Annotated in this window: 21 protein-coding genes; 13 read left to right on the top strand and 8 right to left on the bottom strand. The window is 55.6% G+C overall.

Annotation, left to right across the window (positions count from 1 at the left end; all coding sequences use genetic code 11):
* The first annotated feature begins 43 nt into the window (after nt 1-43).
* Entirely contained in the window at nt 44-1,984 is a 1,941-nt protein-coding gene (locus ACUVTU_RS02830) for an acetate--CoA ligase (RefSeq protein WP_445888451.1), read from the top strand.
* Nucleotides 1,985-2,034: 50 nt separating this feature from the next.
* On the opposite strand, the gene ACUVTU_RS02825 is transcribed toward ACUVTU_RS02830, so the two are convergent.
* Both ACUVTU_RS02825 and ACUVTU_RS02820 read right to left on the bottom strand, forming a co-directional pair.
* Nucleotides 2,035-2,265, bottom strand: a complete 231-nt coding sequence (locus ACUVTU_RS02825) for a hypothetical protein (RefSeq protein ID WP_445888450.1) — start codon at nt 2,263-2,265, stop codon at nt 2,035-2,037.
* Nucleotides 2,266-2,304: 39 nt separating this feature from the next.
* The gene (locus tag ACUVTU_RS02820) at nt 2,305-3,132 is read right to left on the bottom strand and encodes a P-loop NTPase (RefSeq protein WP_445888449.1); all 828 of its coding nucleotides are present in this window, start codon (nt 3,130-3,132) and stop codon (nt 2,305-2,307) included.
* A 186-nt stretch (nt 3,133-3,318) separates the two neighbouring features.
* Here ACUVTU_RS02820 and ACUVTU_RS02815 point away from each other — a divergent pair, with 186 nt between their 5' ends.
* Nucleotides 3,319-4,197 (top strand): nitrilase-related carbon-nitrogen hydrolase, encoded by an 879-nt coding sequence (locus ACUVTU_RS02815; RefSeq protein ID WP_445888448.1) that lies wholly within the window; start codon nt 3,319-3,321, stop codon nt 4,195-4,197.
* Between the two features lie 27 nt (nt 4,198-4,224).
* Nucleotides 4,225-4,365, top strand: a complete 141-nt coding sequence (locus ACUVTU_RS02810; RefSeq protein ID WP_445888447.1) for a hypothetical protein — start codon at nt 4,225-4,227, stop codon at nt 4,363-4,365.
* An 82-nt stretch (nt 4,366-4,447) separates the two neighbouring features.
* Here ACUVTU_RS02810 and speB read toward each other — a convergent pair whose 3' ends face one another.
* The 3 genes from speB to ACUVTU_RS02795 form a co-directional block, all read right to left on the bottom strand.
* On the bottom strand, nt 4,448-5,308 hold the full coding sequence (gene speB, locus ACUVTU_RS02805) for an agmatinase (protein ID WP_445888446.1): 861 nt from the start codon (nt 5,306-5,308) through the stop codon (nt 4,448-4,450).
* Nucleotides 5,309-5,327: 19 nt separating this feature from the next.
* Complete coding sequence (gene speE, locus ACUVTU_RS02800) at nt 5,328-6,158, bottom strand: polyamine aminopropyltransferase (RefSeq protein ID WP_445888445.1); 831 nt, start codon at nt 6,156-6,158, stop codon at nt 5,328-5,330.
* 136 nt (nt 6,159-6,294) lie between these two features.
* A complete protein-coding gene (locus ACUVTU_RS02795) occupies nt 6,295-6,753 on the bottom strand; it encodes a pyruvoyl-dependent arginine decarboxylase (protein ID WP_445888472.1) in 459 nt (152 codons plus the stop codon).
* A gap of 195 nt (nt 6,754-6,948) precedes the next feature.
* Between ACUVTU_RS02795 and ACUVTU_RS02790 the strand changes: the two genes are divergently transcribed.
* Nucleotides 6,949-7,440 carry a hypothetical protein gene (locus ACUVTU_RS02790; RefSeq protein ID WP_445888444.1) on the top strand — a complete coding sequence of 164 codons (492 nt, stop codon included), beginning with the start codon at nt 6,949-6,951 and terminating at the stop codon, nt 7,438-7,440.
* Between the two features lie 51 nt (nt 7,441-7,491).
* Here the strand turns inward: ACUVTU_RS02790 and ACUVTU_RS02785 are convergent, their stop codons facing one another.
* Nucleotides 7,492-8,352 carry a TIM barrel protein gene (locus tag ACUVTU_RS02785; RefSeq protein WP_445888443.1) on the bottom strand — a complete coding sequence of 287 codons (861 nt, stop codon included), beginning with the start codon at nt 8,350-8,352 and terminating at the stop codon, nt 7,492-7,494.
* A gap of 133 nt (nt 8,353-8,485) precedes the next feature.
* Here ACUVTU_RS02785 and ACUVTU_RS02780 point away from each other — a divergent pair, with 133 nt between their 5' ends.
* The 6 genes from ACUVTU_RS02780 (at nt 8,486) to ACUVTU_RS02755 (ending at nt 13,225) form a co-directional block, all read left to right on the top strand.
* Complete coding sequence (locus ACUVTU_RS02780; RefSeq protein WP_445888442.1) at nt 8,486-8,974, top strand: hypothetical protein; 489 nt, start codon at nt 8,486-8,488, stop codon at nt 8,972-8,974.
* 156 nt (nt 8,975-9,130) lie between these two features.
* On the top strand, nt 9,131-9,376 hold the full coding sequence (locus ACUVTU_RS02775) for a hypothetical protein (protein WP_445888441.1): 246 nt from the start codon (nt 9,131-9,133) through the stop codon (nt 9,374-9,376).
* 168 nt (nt 9,377-9,544) lie between these two features.
* Nucleotides 9,545-11,797 (top strand): DNA translocase FtsK 4TM domain-containing protein, encoded by a 2,253-nt coding sequence (locus tag ACUVTU_RS02770; RefSeq protein WP_445888440.1) that lies wholly within the window; start codon nt 9,545-9,547, stop codon nt 11,795-11,797.
* 63 nt (nt 11,798-11,860) lie between these two features.
* Nucleotides 11,861-12,010 (top strand): hypothetical protein, encoded by a 150-nt coding sequence (locus ACUVTU_RS02765; protein ID WP_445888439.1) that lies wholly within the window; start codon nt 11,861-11,863, stop codon nt 12,008-12,010.
* A 154-nt stretch (nt 12,011-12,164) separates the two neighbouring features.
* On the top strand, nt 12,165-13,037 hold the full coding sequence (locus ACUVTU_RS02760) for a Gmad2 immunoglobulin-like domain-containing protein (RefSeq protein WP_445888438.1): 873 nt from the start codon (nt 12,165-12,167) through the stop codon (nt 13,035-13,037).
* Between the two features lie 44 nt (nt 13,038-13,081).
* Entirely contained in the window at nt 13,082-13,225 is a 144-nt protein-coding gene (locus ACUVTU_RS02755) for a hypothetical protein (protein ID WP_445888437.1), read from the top strand.
* 72 nt (nt 13,226-13,297) lie between these two features.
* Here ACUVTU_RS02755 and ACUVTU_RS02750 read toward each other — a convergent pair whose 3' ends face one another.
* The gene (locus ACUVTU_RS02750; RefSeq protein WP_445888436.1) at nt 13,298-13,567 is read right to left on the bottom strand and encodes a hypothetical protein; all 270 of its coding nucleotides are present in this window, start codon (nt 13,565-13,567) and stop codon (nt 13,298-13,300) included.
* A 128-nt stretch (nt 13,568-13,695) separates the two neighbouring features.
* On the opposite strand from ACUVTU_RS02750, the gene ACUVTU_RS02745 reads away from it, so the two are divergent.
* The 3 genes from ACUVTU_RS02745 to nagA all read left to right on the top strand — a co-directional run bounded on the left by ACUVTU_RS02745 (nt 13,696) and on the right by nagA (nt 16,446).
* Nucleotides 13,696-14,763 (top strand): GNAT family N-acetyltransferase, encoded by a 1,068-nt coding sequence (locus ACUVTU_RS02745; RefSeq protein ID WP_445888435.1) that lies wholly within the window; start codon nt 13,696-13,698, stop codon nt 14,761-14,763.
* Between the two features lie 99 nt (nt 14,764-14,862).
* Nucleotides 14,863-14,997 carry a hypothetical protein gene (locus ACUVTU_RS02740; RefSeq protein WP_445888434.1) on the top strand — a complete coding sequence of 45 codons (135 nt, stop codon included), beginning with the start codon at nt 14,863-14,865 and terminating at the stop codon, nt 14,995-14,997.
* Nucleotides 14,998-15,180: 183 nt separating this feature from the next.
* Complete coding sequence (gene nagA / locus ACUVTU_RS02735) at nt 15,181-16,446, top strand: N-acetylglucosamine-6-phosphate deacetylase (protein WP_445888433.1); 1,266 nt, start codon at nt 15,181-15,183, stop codon at nt 16,444-16,446.
* A 44-nt stretch (nt 16,447-16,490) separates the two neighbouring features.
* Here nagA and ACUVTU_RS02730 read toward each other — a convergent pair whose 3' ends face one another.
* On the bottom strand, nt 16,491-16,616 hold the full coding sequence (locus tag ACUVTU_RS02730; protein ID WP_445888432.1) for a hypothetical protein: 126 nt from the start codon (nt 16,614-16,616) through the stop codon (nt 16,491-16,493).
* Nucleotides 16,617-16,673 lie beyond the last annotated feature (57 nt).

Here is a 16,673-nt window from a genome sequence, read left to right as displayed (position 1 = left end):
AATTAATTATTAGAATTTTATAAGCGAAGGGGAGATGGGTTGCATGGTCAAACCCAAACAGGGTACAGGTGTTGTACCCCCTCAGGTACAGCAGTTCATCAACTGGGCGGCCGAGGATCCGGAGAGCTTTTGGGAAAACGCCGCCCGGAAAGCGGCCCACGACATCTACTGGCATAAAAAATGGGACAGAGTGTTTAACTGGGAATACCCGCACTTTACCTGGTTCAGTGGCGGTTTGACCAATATATGCTATAACTGCGTTGATTACAAAGTCCAGCGCGGCCTGGGGGGACGGGCCGCCATCATCAATGAAAGCGGCGAAACCGGCGAGGTAAGAGTAATCACCTACGCCCAGCTGCTGCATCTGGTGAAACAATATGCCGCCGCCCTGCGCGGGCTGGGAGTGCAAAAAGGTGACCGCGTGGCTGTGTACATGCCCTCCAGCATTGAATCGCAGGCCATTATGCTGGCCCTGGCCCGCATTGGTGCCATCCACGTGGTCATTTTCGCCGGCTTTTCCGCCCTGGCCGTGGCCGACCGCCTGAAAATATCGGGAGCCCGCTACATCATTGCCCAGGACCAGAACCTGCGGCGGGGTAAACCGGTCAATTTAAAACAAATCGTGGACGATGCTCTGGCCATGTGCCCGCCCGATCAGATCCAGAAAGTGGTGGTGCTGCGCAAGGGGGAAAACCCGCCCATGCAGCCCGGCCGCGATATCTTCTGGGAAGAGTTCCTGGCCGGGGCCAGCGGGCAGAGCAGCGACGTGGAGTGGATGGAGTCCAACGAACCGCTGTTTTTGCTGCCCACCTCGGGCACCACGGCCAAGCCCAAGGTAACCGTCCAGAAACACGGCGGCTACCAGATTTACATCTACTCCATGGGCAAGTGGATCTACGGCCTGCGGGAAGACGACATCTGGTTCTGCACTTCGGACATCGGCTGGATTGTCGGCCACAGCTACCTGACCTATGCCCCGCTGTTGACCGGCTGCACCACCATTGTCTATGAAGGCACACCGGATTATCCCCGCCCGGATATGTGGTGGGAGCTGACCGCGCGCAACCGAGCCACGGCCCTGTGGCTTTCCCCCACCGGCGTGCGCGGCCTGATGCGCCTGGGAATAGAGCACGCCCGTAAATACGACCTCAGTTCGGTGCAGCGCATTTTCTGCGCCGGCGAGGTGCTCAATCCGCCGGCCTGGTCCTGGCTGCAGGAGCAGGTATTTGAAAACAAAATTCCCGTCATGGACCACATGTGGCAGACCGAAACCTCCGGGCCCATTTTCGCCAATCCTTACGGCCTGGGCATGATCCCCATCAAGCCCGGTTCCGCCCACATTCCCGTACCGGGTATTGTGGCCGACATTATTGATGACAAGGACGGGCACTCCCTGAATCCCGGGGAAAAAGGCATTGTGGTGATCAAACGCCCCTTCCCCGGCCTGACCTCCACCCTGTGGGGTGACCCGGAAAGCTACAAGCGCGAATACTGGGAGCGTCTGCCGGTGACCAAAGGGATGTATATCTGCGGGGATGCCGCCGCCTGGGATGAGGACGGCTATATCTTCTTCGCCGGCCGCTCCGATGAGGTAATCAAGATCGCCGCCCACCGCATTGGCACCATTGAAGTGGAAAACGCGCTGATCTCCCACCCGGCGGTGGTGGAAGCCGGCGTTTCCGGTGTACCGGATGAGCTGAAGGGCGAGGTAGCCTGCGCCTTCGTGGTGCTGCGCGCCGGATACACCGCCAGCGAGGAGTTGAAAAAAGAGCTTATCGACCATGTGCGCAAAACCATGGGCGCCATTGTGGTCATGCGGGACATCCAGTTTGTCGGTTCCCTGCCCAAAACCCGCAGCGGCAAGATCATGCGCCGGGTGATGAAAACACTGTGGGCGGAAAGAGAACTGGGCGATCTATCCACCATTGAAGAAGAGGCCTCGGTAGAAGAAATCCGGGAAGCCATCAAGAAGATGCGCGGCTGATTTCCGCAAACGCCATAGAGAAAGCCCCCCGCTATCAACGGGGGGCATTTTTAATCTACCACCTGAAAACGGCGGAAAACATAACCGTTATCCAGCAGAAAGGCGATGATGCCTTCGGCATCGGCCTGGCTGGCATCAAAGGTGATGTCAATCTTCTCCCGGTCCAGCAGACATTCGACAGTCACAATGCCGGCAGCACCCTCCAGGACAACCCGGGCCTGCTCCCAACGGCTCTTATCGGGTAACCCGTTCAGTTTCAATACTTTTAATTGCTCACCCATGTAAAAACCTCCTCCTGGAGCACCGGGAGATGACCAGCTTTACATACCGGGCAGGAAGGGCTGGCTAAAGGCCGCGGTCTGATAGTCCTCAATGCGACCCCGGTCGGCCAGTTCGGCCAGGTGCGGATCAATGGGCAGCACTTCCAGTACCGGCAGTCCCTCCACACTGGCAGCATCCTCCAGGTGGCTGCGCCCAAAGATGGGCACTTCCTTGCCGCAATCGGGACACTTGAAATAGCTCATGTTTTCTACGATACCAATAATCGGTATACTCATGTGCCGGGCCATTTTGATGGCTTTACGCACCACCATGCGGGACAGCTCCTGGGGCGATGTCACCACCACTATCCCGTTTAAAGGCAGGGACTGCATTACGGTCAGAGGCACATCCCCGGTACCGGGCGGCAGGTCTACAATTAAATAATCCAGGCTGCCCCAGGCCACATCGGTCCAGAATTGTTTGACCGCCCCGGCCAGAATGGGACCCCGCCAGATCACCGGATCGTCTTCATTGGGCAACAACAGGTTGATGGACATGATCGGAATACCCAGATCCGGGGATTTGACCGGCAGCAGTTTGTCCTCAAACTGCTGGGGCCTTTGCTTTAGGCCAAACATCCGGGGAATACTGGGGCCTGTAATATCGGCATCCATAATGCCCACTTTGTAACCCTGGCGGGCCAATCCCAGGGCCAGCAGAGCCGTCACAGAGGACTTGCCCACGCCCCCTTTGCCGCTGACCACCGCCAGCACATTTTTGATGTTGTTGTATTCGTTTTGGGGCAACACCTCTGGTTTCTGGCATTTTTCCGGTGTGCAGCCGTCTTCTTTTTGCTGGCAGCTGCTGCATTTGCTGTCTTTACTCATAATCCTCTCCCCCTGGTTACTGATTACCTGTAGCGATCAGATCATAACAAGCTTATAATCATATGTCAATAAACTGGCGGACAAATTTCTAGCAACTTTCCTGACATCATCTCTCGCCAGCCGATCATTTTTCCGTTAAAATACTGCCAGGGACATACAGCAGGCTGGATAAAGGAGACAGAAATTATGAAGGACACCCGCATCGCCGTAGTGCAAATGCGCCCCCGTCTGGCAGACATTGATTATAACCTGAGCAAAATCAAGCTGTTTATTCAGCAGGCCGCCCGTCACCTGGTCGACATCATTTGCTTTCCCGAGATGTGCCTGCAGAGCTACAACCGGGAAATGGCCGCCCAAATGGCCCTGCCGCTGACCGCACACGCCTGCGACCGGATCAGCTCCTGGGCGCAGCAGTACGGAATCACCGTGCTGGTGGGACTGGCGGAAAAAAATCCGCAGGCCGCCGGTAAGCCTTATATCTCTCAGCTGGTGGCCCTGCCCGATGGCTGCCGGGCCGTATACCGCAAAACCCACCTGGGAAAGAGCGAGTCTCCCTACTTTCTGCCGGGAAACGAATTGCCGGTATTTGAAACGCCCACCTGCAAAATTGGCATTCAAATATGCTGGGATTTGCATTTTCCGGAAGCCAGCGCGGTACTGGCCCTGCAGGGTGCCGAAGTGATTTTTGCCCCGCACGCCTCGCCGGTGATTGTAGGGGATCGCCGGGGCATCTGGCTGAAATACCTGGCCGCCCGCGCCTACGACAACACAGTCTATCTGGCCGCCTGCAACCTGACCGGCCGGGTGGGTAAACAGCATTTTTGCGGTGGCGCGCTGGTACTGGACATGCGGGGCAATGTGCTGGCCGAATCATTCACCGGCGAGGAAGAAGATATGCTCATCTGCACTCTGCCGGCCGCACCGCTCAACTACATCCGCTCGGGCAACCCGCGCTCCATGCGGGATACTTTCTACCTGTCCTGCCGCCGCCCCGAACTTTACCGGGCGCTGTATGCCGCGTCCGGTGACTTGTCAGATTCACAGAGCAATGCTAAGATAAACTAAATATTTACCTGTGAGGGAGGGGGATGTATGGGCACGTCAATCCTGATCGTACTTGGGCTGGCGCTTTTAGCCGCATTGATTGCGCAGTCGGTGAGCGCCTCGGCCACCGATATCACGCTGGCTACCGGAGGTTTTGAAGCCAAAGACGACCACCACGGACATCATTAATATTAATTGATTCATTGTGCCTGTTCTTATAAGTGACGTAAAAACCGGCCCGCGGGGGCCGGTTTTTACTTTTCTCCATTGTTCAACGTGGCGGAGCCCAGAGCAGCACAGCTTCTCTGACCAGCTTGGCCGCCAGAATACTGGTCGCCCCGGAGGGGTCATAAACCGGACACACTTCCACAATGTCCAGGCCCACCACCTGCAGGCCGGCCAGCTGATAAAGTGCCTCAAACAGCGTCCGGGGCTCAATCCCGCCCGGTTCGGGCGTGCCGGTCCCCGGAGCAAAAGCCGGGTCCAGCACATCAATATCCAGGCTGATGTAAACCGGCCGGCCGGCCAGCCGCTGCACCAGCTCCTGCAGCTGTGGTGCCTCACAGCGGCGGTACAGATGACAGTGCTCCCGGGCAAAGGCAAACTCCTCCCGGGTTCCCGAGCGTATCCCGAACTGGTACAGATTCCCCGCCCCGATGATTTCGCACACCCGGCGCATCACTGTAGCATGGGAGAGGGTTTCCCCCAGGTACTCGTGCCGCAGGTCGGCATGAGCATCAAAATGCAGTACCGCCAGGTCGGGGTACACCCGGGCCGCTTCTTCAATGGCGGGCAGGCTGACCAAATGTTCCCCGCCCAGCAGCAATGGTATTTTGCCCGCCCGGTAGAGCGGGCGCAAAACCTCCGCTATGCGGCCTAGACTACCCGCCACCCGGCCGGGCTGCATGACCACATCTCCCCAATCGGCAAAGGCCACTTCATCCAGCTGGCGATCCAGTTCCGGGCTGTATTCCTCCAGCCCGGCACTGACCAGACGGATATGCCGGGGACCTTCCCGGGTACCGGTACGGAAACTCACCGTAAAGTCCATGGGGGCACCCACTATGACCAGCCGGGCCGGTTCCGGATCAGCGCCGGCAGCCAGAAAACGGCAGTCTTGCTCCAGGTACAACAGCCTGCCTCCCCGCAGATTACTTGATCAAATTGGCCACAAAGGGCGGCAGTTCAAAACAGGCCCGGTGGATACCCGGACTGTAGTACTTGGTGTTCAGATCCGGGATACGGCTAACATCCACCTGCAGCGGATCGTGCTTTTTGCTGCCCATGGTGAAGGTCCACAATCCCCCGGGGTAGGTGGGGATGCAGGCCAGATACAGTCTGGTTAAAGGAAAGGCGCTGGAAATTTCCTTATAAACCCGGGGAATCAAATCCTGATTGAAGAAAGGTGATTCGGTCTGGGCCACAAACAGGCCGTCCTCGGTTAGTGCTTCAGCCACACTGCGGTAAAACTCACCGGCAAAGAGGCCCACCGCCGGACCAATGGGATCGGTGGAGTCAACAATGATCATGTCGTACTGGTTTTTGCTCTGCTGCACATGCTTGATCCCGTCATCAATAACCACTTCTACCCGCGGATCGGTCAGCGCACAGCTGATTTCCGGCAGGTATTTCTGCGCCGCTTCCACCACTTTGGCATCAATTTCCACCAGGGTGGCTTTTTCCACACTGGGGTGTTTGATGATTTCCCGAATCACACCGCCGTCACCACCGCCCACCACCAGCACCCGACGGGGATGGGGCAGAGTGTTCAGACCCACATGGGCCATCATTTCATGATAAACAAACTCGTCCTTGACGTTGGTCTGGATGATGTTATCCAGAAAAAGCATCCGACCGAACTCGTATGTATCAACCACCATAAGTTCCTGATAGGGTGTTTGTTCATAGTGCAGCATTTTGGCTACCCGGCAGGATAGGCGCAGATTCGGTGTCTGCATTTCCGATGCCCAGAGTTCTTGCATTGGTCTTGCTCTCCTTCCCAGTAAATATTTCCTTTCAACAAATCCTGTATTAATATATACCAAAAACCGTCATAGAAAAAGGGCCTGGTCTAAAAATAATAAAAAAGCGCCCCCGGGAGCGCCCAATAAAGAAAAATTAATACCAGAGCGGAACGGCTGCCAGAGCGCAGCCCACTTTCTGCACCACGTGCTCTACCGCTTTCACTTCGGTGCGCACCAGTTCCATCCCGCGAGTGCGGAAGGCTTCCTCCAGCATGGCCAGTATCCTTTTTTCCGCTTCCTCCTTGCTGCACGTACCGGAAAACTCCATGATCACTCCGAAGGTATCCGCCGAAAAGCCAATTCCCACTGCCGCCGAGATCAGCTGACCGGGTTCTTTGCTCACGATGTACCCGTAAGCTGTGGGGACCAGCGAGCCGGGGGGAATTTTCAGCTCGGGATCGGGCCGGGCACCGGGAGGCAGGATGCTGCTCACCCGCAGGAGGTTGATGTTGCCAATACCACCTGCCAGAAGCGCGTTGTCAAATGCCGTCAAACCGCTTTCTCCTTCAGCAGCAGCGGCCGTGAGAAAATATTTTTGGGGGGTCGGCAGCATGTTCATTCTCCTTCCTCATGTGGATAAGGGCATAATAATGCAATTGTGCAGCATCAACAATGCATTAAAAACACAGCTATTATTATATTTTAACCGGACTCCCTTGACAACAATTTTTTGCATAGCTTTCCCTGAACTGTGAAAAGATATCGAAGGAACAATCATAATCATCTATGCGAGGAGGTTTTTGCTATAATGGCCAATACAGTACTGGGTGTTTTTCCGGATCGACACACGGCGGAACGGGCGGTTAACGAACTGCGCAGCAAGGGATTTGAGCAAGAAATATCCATTGTCGCCAGAGATGAAAAAGGCGAACGCGCTGATTATGTGGCCAGGGGCCACGCCCCGGCCACCGGCATGGACAGCATCACCAATGGAGTAACCGCGGGCGGCGCTGTGGGAGGGCTGCTGGGGCTGGCTGCCGGCGTGGGCGCTCTGGCCATTCCGGGAATTGGACCGGTGCTGGCAGCCGGACCGCTGGCCGGTTTTCTGACCGGTGCCGCTACCGGGGGACTGGCCGGCGGGCTGGCCGATTATGGTATACCCGCCGAAAGAGGGCGTTACTATGAGGAAAAAGTGAAACAGGGAAATGTACTGGTATCGGTAAGATGCGATCATGGCAAGATCAATGAGGCCAGCGATATCCTGCGCCGTTACGGAGCCAGCGATGTAGAAACCCACTAAAAAGGACAGCACTGCCCACCGGGCAGTGCTGTCTTTATTTGGTGCTGCTTTTTATGGGCTGGCATTCAACAGCTTCCGATACTGCCGCTGGTACTCCAGGGCATCCTCCACCTGCAGCCCGTCGGCTTCACAAATGATTGTACAATCCAGCCCGTACTCCACCATCAGCTCGGCCAGATGCTTAAAATCGGGGCCGAATCCCTCATCCCGCGTGGTCCGGTGGCGTTTTTCACCCGCCCGGGTGAATTCAATCTGGCTGAAATGGATGTGCAATCTTTGCAATATCGCCGCGCCCAGCTGTTTTTCTATTTTATCCAGAACGGACGCAAAATGCTCCTTTCTGGTAAAGCCACCCTGACTGGCAGCATGCAGATGAGCAAAATCCACCACGGGCACCACCCGAGAAGATACTGTGCAGAGAGCCAGCACCTCCTCCAGGGTACCCAGCTGGGCCGGTTTGCCCATGGTTTCGGCGCCCAGCAATACCTGGTCCAGACCGGCCGCCTCGGCTTGTTCAACAATTTCCGCTAGCAAACGCTGCGCCCGCAGCAGGGCCTGGGAACGATCCCCCTGTTTGCCCGCCCCGGGATGAAAAACCACCAGCCCAGCCCCCATCCAGTAAGCGGCCTGGAGCGACTTCATTAAATGCATTACGGTTTTTTCCCGGATACCGTCATCCAGGGTAGCCAGATTCACATAGTACGGTGCATGCAAACTCAAAGAGATATTGTTTTCCCTGGCTGCTTCCCCCAGGCGCCGCGCCGTCTGCTCCCCAATGGTCACACCCCGGCCGCACTGATATTCATAGGCGTCCAGTCCGAGCCGGGCCAGATAGCGGGGCATGTCCAGCGAACTCTTGAATCCCCTGGAGTAAAATGAGTCGGGATTACCAGCACTGCCAAAGCGGGGCATCTTTTCACCTTCTCCTGATATTTTACTTATAAAGCCCTGTTATGGCGATTTTATCAAAATTTCCGTGCATACATAAGCAATGAGATTGAAATAATATGGCCAGCAAAACAAATTTATTGGCAGGAGGATGATTATGCACCACACTCAACAATTGCAGCAGCAAATACAGCGCCTGCGGCAAGAGGTAAACGACATCACCCGCCGCCTGCAGCAAACCGCTACCGTACTGAATCAAGAAATGAACCAGATCACCAGCCTGGCCCAAATGCAGGATATCCAGCAAAGCCTGGGGCAGGCCGGGACATTCGCTCAGGCCGGATACGGCCAGCAGGCTTTCGGGGCCACCGGCATGCAGACGATGGGAGCACAGATGCAGCCATTCATTCCAGGTTACAGCCAGAGTGCCCAGTTCCAACCCCAGCAAGCCGGTCAGTACGCCCAGATGCAACCCCTGACCGGGTTTGTAGCCCAGAACTTTTCCGCTTCCCAGCTGCCCACCCTGATGCAGGGCCAGCAACAGCAAGCCGGCCCAATGGGCGCTCAGGCCGGAGCCGGCCTGCAGAGCGCAGGTTATCAGCAGCAATACATGCCCCAGGGGATCGGCCAGTACGGCTTCCGTTAATCGCCAATATGCAGCCACAGCAGACGGCAAAATTTTTGCCGTCTGCTTTTTTATTTTTACACATCTTACCTTTATATAACAAAATTAACCCGTGGGCAAATTACCATATTGTGGTTATTATTATATTATATAAATTCCGGAGGTGGGGTGGATAAATTGAGCCGGGCCATCCGCGAAGGTGCCTCATACAGCCAGAAAGATGTGGTGGATTTCCTGACCGAGTTTTCCAGCTTCAAGGACCGGGTCGAAAAAAAATTCAAGGAAGTGGCCAAAGAATTGAGCGGCAAGCACAACGAACATGAACTGTGGGTAAACCTCTACTTGATTTCCACCGATTACGCCGAAGAACTGGCCAACCGCAAGGGCAAAGCGGCTGAATCACAGATGCAAAAGGTTTCTTGAATCAGGAAGAGCACTTCTTCCTGATTTTTTATCGCACTGACCGGACTTGCCGGAGAGCCCAGTTTATGGTAAGCTCAAAAAAAACGGATGTACGCTGCAAGATGCCTTTAGCTGGTTTATATCCATATTTGACGCCTACCATATCTCATTCAGGGAGAGTACAGCGGCATGGCCACCAGAAGACCGACCAGAACAAGCCCCAAAGCCAGAAAAACCGTCCCCCTGCCCAAATTTTGGCGAGCTTTTAGCCTGCCCGCCCGGATTAAAACCGACCTCATGGCCCTGGCCCTGATGGCCAGCGGGGCACTCTGCCTGACCGTATTGCTGTCCGACGCTGTTGGTTTCGCCGGGCATCTGCTGCGCCAGGCCCTGTTGTTCACCTGCGGCCGGGGTAGCTACCTGCTCCCTCCGCTGCTGGTGGTAACTGGTTTCCGGCTGGTTCGTCAACCGGCGGAACCGCGACCCGGGGAAAGAATGCTGCTGCCTGTACTGGGAACCGTTATTTTAACCGTATGTGCTCTAACTTTAATTCAACTCCCCTATACCGGCGACACCTTCCAGCTATCCGATACTGTACATAACCAGCAGGGAGGAGGAGTCATCGGCGGTGTGGCCGCCTGGTTGCTGCTGAAGAGTTTTGGCCCGGTCGGCAGCTACATTATCATCATTACAGCGGTTTTGAGCGCCGTGCTCCTGCTGGCCAGCCGCCCCATCTCCCAGCTTGTGGCAGCCAGCCGCAGCAAGCTGGGGACGCCCCGCCTGAGCTTTGGCCAGATCATTGATTTCTTTTTCACCGAAGAGACCGCAGCAGAGCCTGTTCTGCGGACCAGACCGGCGCGTTCAGAACCGGAACCCGGGAAAGCATCCCCCAGGTCCCTGTCCGGCGGCGCAGAAACCAACCCGCCTGCCGCAGCCGCAGTACAGACTGCCGAAAAGAAGGCCGCTGTACCGGAAATGCCGGAACAGCAAACCCCGGCCCGGCCCGTTGCCCTCTCCGACGGCCGGCCCTACCGGTTGCCGCCGCTGTCCCTGCTGGGTTCTCCCCCGGCACCGGCCAGCAGCATGAATGATACCGAACTGAACCGGCGCATTAAAATACTGGAAGAAACTTTGGACAGCTTCGGTATCCCGGCCCGAGTGAGCGAAATTTGCGTTGGCCCGGCCATCACCCGCTACGAAATCCAGCCTCCGCCGGGGGTAAAAGTAAGCCGGATTGTGGGGCTGTCTGATGATATCGCCTTGAGCCTGGCCGCGCCGGGAGTGCGGATCGAGGCACCGGTACCGGGCAAGGCCGCTGTGGGCATTGAGGTACCCAACCCGGAGATAACCCCTGTACACTTAAGAGATCTATTGGAGAGCCGGGAGTTCACCCAACCCGCCTCCCGCCTCACCGTAGCCCTGGGCCGGGATATTGCCGGAACGCCGGTAGTGGCCGATCTGGGGAAAATGCCCCACCTGCTGGTAGCCGGCGCCACCGGGTCGGGGAAAAGTGTCTGCATCAACACTTTAATTGCCAGCATCTTATTCCGGGCCACACCGGATGAAGTCAAATTCTTGATGATTGACCCCAAAATGGTGGAACTGGCCACATACAACGGCATACCCCATTTAATATCGCCTGTGGTTACCGACCCCAAAAAAGCCGCCGGTACCCTGCGCTGGGCGGTCAAGGAAATGGAAAGGCGCTATGAGCTATTTGCCCAGCACGGTGTGCGGGATATCACCCGCTACAACCAGGTCAACCAACCGGCTCTGCCTTATATTATCGTCCTGATTGACGAACTGGCCGACCTGATGATGGTCGCCCCGGCCGATGTGGAAGATTCTATCTGCCGGCTGGCCCAGATGGCCCGGGCCGCGGGAATTCACCTGGTTATTGCCACCCAGCGACCGTCGGTGGACATCATCACCGGATTAATCAAGGCCAACATTCCGTCCCGGATTTCGTTCGCGGTATCCTCCCAAACCGATTCCCGCACCATTCTGGACATGGGCGGAGCGGAAAAATTGCTGGGCAAAGGCGATATGCTCTTCTTCCCGGTGGGAGCACCCAAGCCCGTTCGGGTACAGGGCGCTTATCTTTCTGACAGCGACGTGGAAGCGCTGGTCCAGTACCTGAAAGAACAGGCCCAGCCCGTCTACGATGAGCAGGTCCTCCAGGCGCCACCGGCGGAAGACAAAAAGGCAGCGGGCGATGAGTACGAAGACGATTTGCTGCCCCAGGCCGTAAAAATTTTCATCGAAGCGGGCACCGCTTCCATTTCGCTCCTGCAGCGCCGGCTGCACATTGGTTATGCCCGGGCCGCCCGTCTGGTGGACATCATGGAACAAAAGGGCATCGTCGGCGGTTTTGAAGGAAGCAAACCCCGGGCCATCCTGATGAATATGGAACAATACCGGCAGACCTTTCCGGAAAACTAAGTGCTTGACTGCTCAATAATCCAGTGATAGCATGAAAGAAAAAAGAAAGGAGTCGCCCCCGTCATGCCGGAAATGTTTGACTTCAGCATCTTCTACGCCAGCCTGGCTTTCTGCACGGCCATTGGTGTTTTATCGGTAGTTTTTGCCCGTCCCATCAAAGAGATCATCGCCGCAGTGGACCGTCAGTCCGACGGCCGCACTGCGCATCACTAAACCGGCACCTTCCCTCATCTGGGCCATTGTGCGACCTGGCAGAGACATCCAGGCCGCTTTTATTTTTAGCAATATTTAACAGACGGTAATCATTACCTGATACCGGTAAAATGTGTTATTATAAGATATATATAAATCCAAAGGAGAGCACACAGTGAGAAAATACCGTGCTGTCATTTACCTGCTGTTAATATTGCTATTGATCCCGAGCTGCCGTTTCTGGGGATCAGGTAAACCAGAGCCCCAACCGGCCGCACCACCGCCCCCGCCTCCTTCCACCAAAAAACAGACCGCTCAATATCTGGATCTGGCGGTATATTACCTGATGGATGATGGCAAGCAGCCTTACCTGGTGCGGGAAATCCACCGCGTGCCCTATACCACCGCGGTGGCCTCGGCCGCTCTGCATGAACTGATCAGCACCCCTCCCAGCACCCCGGGTGCCCACGCCGTTTTACCGCCCCGAACCAGAGTGCTGGGCATCAAGATTGAAAACGGCCTGTGCACCGTGAACTTTTCTGAAGAAGTATTGAAAGCCAACGTGGGGGCAGCCGGTGAAGCTCTGGGCATTCAAAGCATTGTGAACACACTGACCGAGTTTCCCGAAATCCGGCAGGTATCCTTTCAGGTGAACGGTCAGGTGGATGAAAGAATCAGGAACTGGTGGGGACATGTAGGTCTGTACAACCAGCCTTTTCAGCGCGATTTGAGCAATGTGCTCAAACCGGCCATCTGGGTGACCTACCCCCTGCCCAACCAGGTGGCCAGCGTCCCCCTGCTGGTCAAAGGCTCGGCCATGGTTTTTGAAGGTACCGTAAGTGCCCGTTTGAAAAATGAGCAGGGACAGGAAATAGCCCTGGGCCACACCACTGCGACCCAGGGAGCGCCCGGCCGGGGTGACTTTGAACTGCGCCTGACCTACCCCCAGCCGCCCAGCGGCAGCAAGGGCACTCTAGAGGTTTTCTGGGCCAGCCCCAAAGACGGCAGTGAGCTGGACAAAGTAACCATCCCGCTCATCTGGCCCTGACCACAGGGGTATAACATCTTTTAGAAAGGAAGGTTGGTAAAAATATGAGTCAAGCCAAAGCGGTTCCCCAGACGCTCAGCCTGGAAACCATCCAACAGCGTGTCAAAGCGGACATACTCTGGGTGGTCATAAGTGTGGCCATAGCGCTGGCTGCCGGCCTGGCAGCCGGTAATCTACTCCGGTTCTAGCCCGCAGCGGATGGCTGATCATGGTTAATTCCCGGAACACAAACCAGGGAGCGGTGCTTTCGAGCACCGCTCCTATTTTTTTAGCCACAACCACCAGATCGCGACGGCACACACCATTAAGGCTACCCGGACATAATCCAGTTTCTTCCCGGACAACAGTTTTTTCATTTTGAGCCATTCGGCAACCGCATACGGTACTACAAATATTAGAAAAATCAATCTGGCCACGGGCACAAAGCCGGCATGACCCAGGGTAAACAGCCATAAAATCAGGGACCAGAGCAGTATGGCCAGAGAAATGCGTACCGGACCAGGTAATTGCTGGTACTTCAAAATGCTCACCTCATCTTCGTATTATTAGCCGGAGCAGGCTAATCCAGCGTTAACATAATTTGCCATGAAACAACATATCCTGGTTAAAAGCATAACATATTATTATGTAATATTTTAAAACCCAGGAGGTTTTGGACGTGCCAATTACAGTAACTCCGGTACGATCATTCGGCGACCTGGTGCTCTTTTGCCGCCTCCCCAACCTGATCCGGGAAACCAGATCATATATGGATGAAACCGGTCCGGAAGACCCGGCGCTCTATCTACCTTCATCCAACCCGTCCCTGTCGCATATCGACCTGTCCCTTTACATCGTCTGGCAGGACTCCCGGCCGGTGGGAAGGATTTCCGCCAGCTACGACCGGCTGAATCCCCGCAGCGACGTGGCCTTTTTCGGCAGTCTGGTCTGTAAAAACAGCTCCGCCGTAATGCAGGCTCTGTTAAAAGAAGCCCGGCGCTTTGCTTCCCGATACAATTGCCGGTATTTGATCGGGCCGGCCACCTTCAACACCAACCAGCAGGTTGGTCTGCTAATTGAAGGCTTTTCCCATGGCCCTCAATACATGTTACCCTATAACCCCCCCTATTATCAACAATTATTGGAGGAATGTGGACTGCACAAAGAAGCCGACCTGTTCACTTTCAGCTGGTCCGCAGCCCAGGGCCTACCTGACCGGATCCGGGAAAAAGCGGCCCGGGCCCGGGAAAGCGTGCCTGCCGCCCGGGTCAGGCCGGTTAATCCCACCAGCTTGATTCAGGAAGCACACATTATTAGTGACATTTTCAACCGATCGATGAACCAGGTCTGGGGCTTCATCCCGGTGCGTCCTGAGGAAACGCTGGCCACGCTGCATTCCTGTCTGCCGAATGTACCTTCTTCCCTGCAGCTGATCCTGGAGGTGGACGGAAAGCCGGCCGGGGTTTTGCTATTTTTCCCCGCTCCCGCCACCAAACGAGCAGACAGCAAGTCGGTTCGCGCCGGCATCATGGGTATTGTACCCGCGTATAGAAAAAGAGGTCTGGATGCCCTGCTGATCCAGCGGGCTATAGAGTTATTCCTGCAGCTGGGCTATCATGAAGCCGACCTCTCCCAGGTTCATGATCATAATGTAAATATGCTCAATCTGCTGAGTAAAACCTTTCAATTGAAACAAACCCGGCGGTACAGAGTTTACGCCTGCTCGCTGGAAAATTACCCGGCCTGACCGGGGTACAGCATGGCTCTTAGCGAAAAAAAATTGACAATAAGCTGACCTTTGAGTTATGTTTTTTATAAAACCTTTGAGGGAGGCAGCATCCTCAAAATGACCAGAGTCGATGCACTGATTGCCGAACTGGAAGCGCTGAGCCTGGACGAGCTGAAAGAGCTGTTCGACCGGATGGCCGACACACTGGACCTCCTGGGCTGGATTAAGCTAAATGATGTTAACTTTATTTAACAGGCAAAAAAAAGCCCCACAAAAACTGTGGGGGTGCTCAAAGAGATTTAGGAGGCTGGTTTACTGCTAGCTGCAGTAGTATTATTTTTACCGGTTAATATATAATATATGCACCCGCCCGGGTTAGCCTGGCCCCAAAAAACCGGCAACCACACCTGCCGGGTGCTGTACGAGGTAGTATCTGTGAAAGATTATATCATCAAAGGTGGCAAACTGGTCACTTCCAGCGGTCTGCTGGACAACAGCGGTCTGCTGATCATGCGCGGCAAAATTGCCCTGCCGGGAGCCATGCGCCCGGAAAGCCTGTACAGCGGTTTCGCCTGCACCCTTTACCCGGGCAGCCGTTCCATAGTACAATTCCCCAGAGCCAGTGAAAACCCGGATGCTTATGAATTGATTGATGCCACCGGCCTGTATATTACGCCAGGATTCATCGATCTGCATGTACATGGCGGTTTTGGCTTTGATGTTATGGACGCCAGCACCCGGGCTTTGCGGGAAATGGCCAGGTACCACGCTTCCGGTGGTACCACGTCATTTTTGCCCACTGTAACAGCAGCATCACCCGCCCAAATGCTCAAAGCTCTGCAGGCGGTAGCCGCCCTCTCCCAGCGCCACACCGGAGGCGCGATGATCCTGGGCGCCCACCTGGAGGGACCATTCCTCAACCCGGCCAGTGCCGGAGCGCTGGATAAAAACCTGCTGCGCCATCCCGATATCAAGGAAATGGAGTCCCTGTTATCTACAGCCGAAGGCAATCTGCGCATGATCACCCTGGCTCCCGAGCTGCCCGGGATCAGGGAAATCATCCGCATGAACACCCGGGAAGGTGTAGTAGTGGCCGTCGGTCATTCCCGGGCCAATTATGAGGAAACCAGGCAGGCCATCAAATACGGCGTCAGATACGCCGTACATACCTTCAACGCAACCATACCCATGCATCACCGCGATCCGGGCCTGCTGGGCGCCGTGCTCACGGCGCCCGAGGTGGTTACAGAAGCCATAGCCGACAACTACCACCTGCACCCGGCCATGCTGCAGCTCCTTTTGTCCATCAAGGGCAAGCGGGGAGCCACTCTGGCCACCGATGCCATCCGGGCCGCTGGCATGTCCGACGGCACGTACAAATTTGCCGGCCGGCAGATCACTGTGCATAACGGCAAAACTTCCACTCCCGGCGGAACACTGGCCGGCAGTACCATTACCATGGCCGGGGCTGTACGCAACGCGGTGCGTTTTGGCAACATCTCCCTGCCGGACGCTGTGCGCATGGCCAGCGCCAACCCGGCCCGCGTACTGGGCCTGGAAGATCAGAAAGGTTCTCTGGCCCCCGGCATGGATGCGGACATTGTCCTGCTGGATGAAGATCTGGAAGTGCGCCTGGTCATGGTGCAGGGCGAAATTGTGGTTGACCGCAGAAAACAGTATATGCAGGCAGGAAGCAAATAACGGCCCGGTATACACCGCGCCGTTTTATTATACATGACCCCAAATCAAACCAGCTCACTGACCATATAGTGTTTGTTCAGTTCCCAGATTTCTTTCAGAGCTTCCCGAGTTACAATGCGGTAAAACACTTCGTCGCCTTCCACCCAGGTGATCAAATATTTCCTGGCCATGGGCACCGCCTCCGCATGCTGTATTCCTGTATACAATATTCCTTGTTTTTATCTTAA

The sequence above is a fragment of the Desulfurispora sp. genome, from assembly GCF_052744395.1.
Note: the sequence above shows the minus strand (reverse complement) of the source record. Positions and strands in the feature narration are given on the sequence as shown.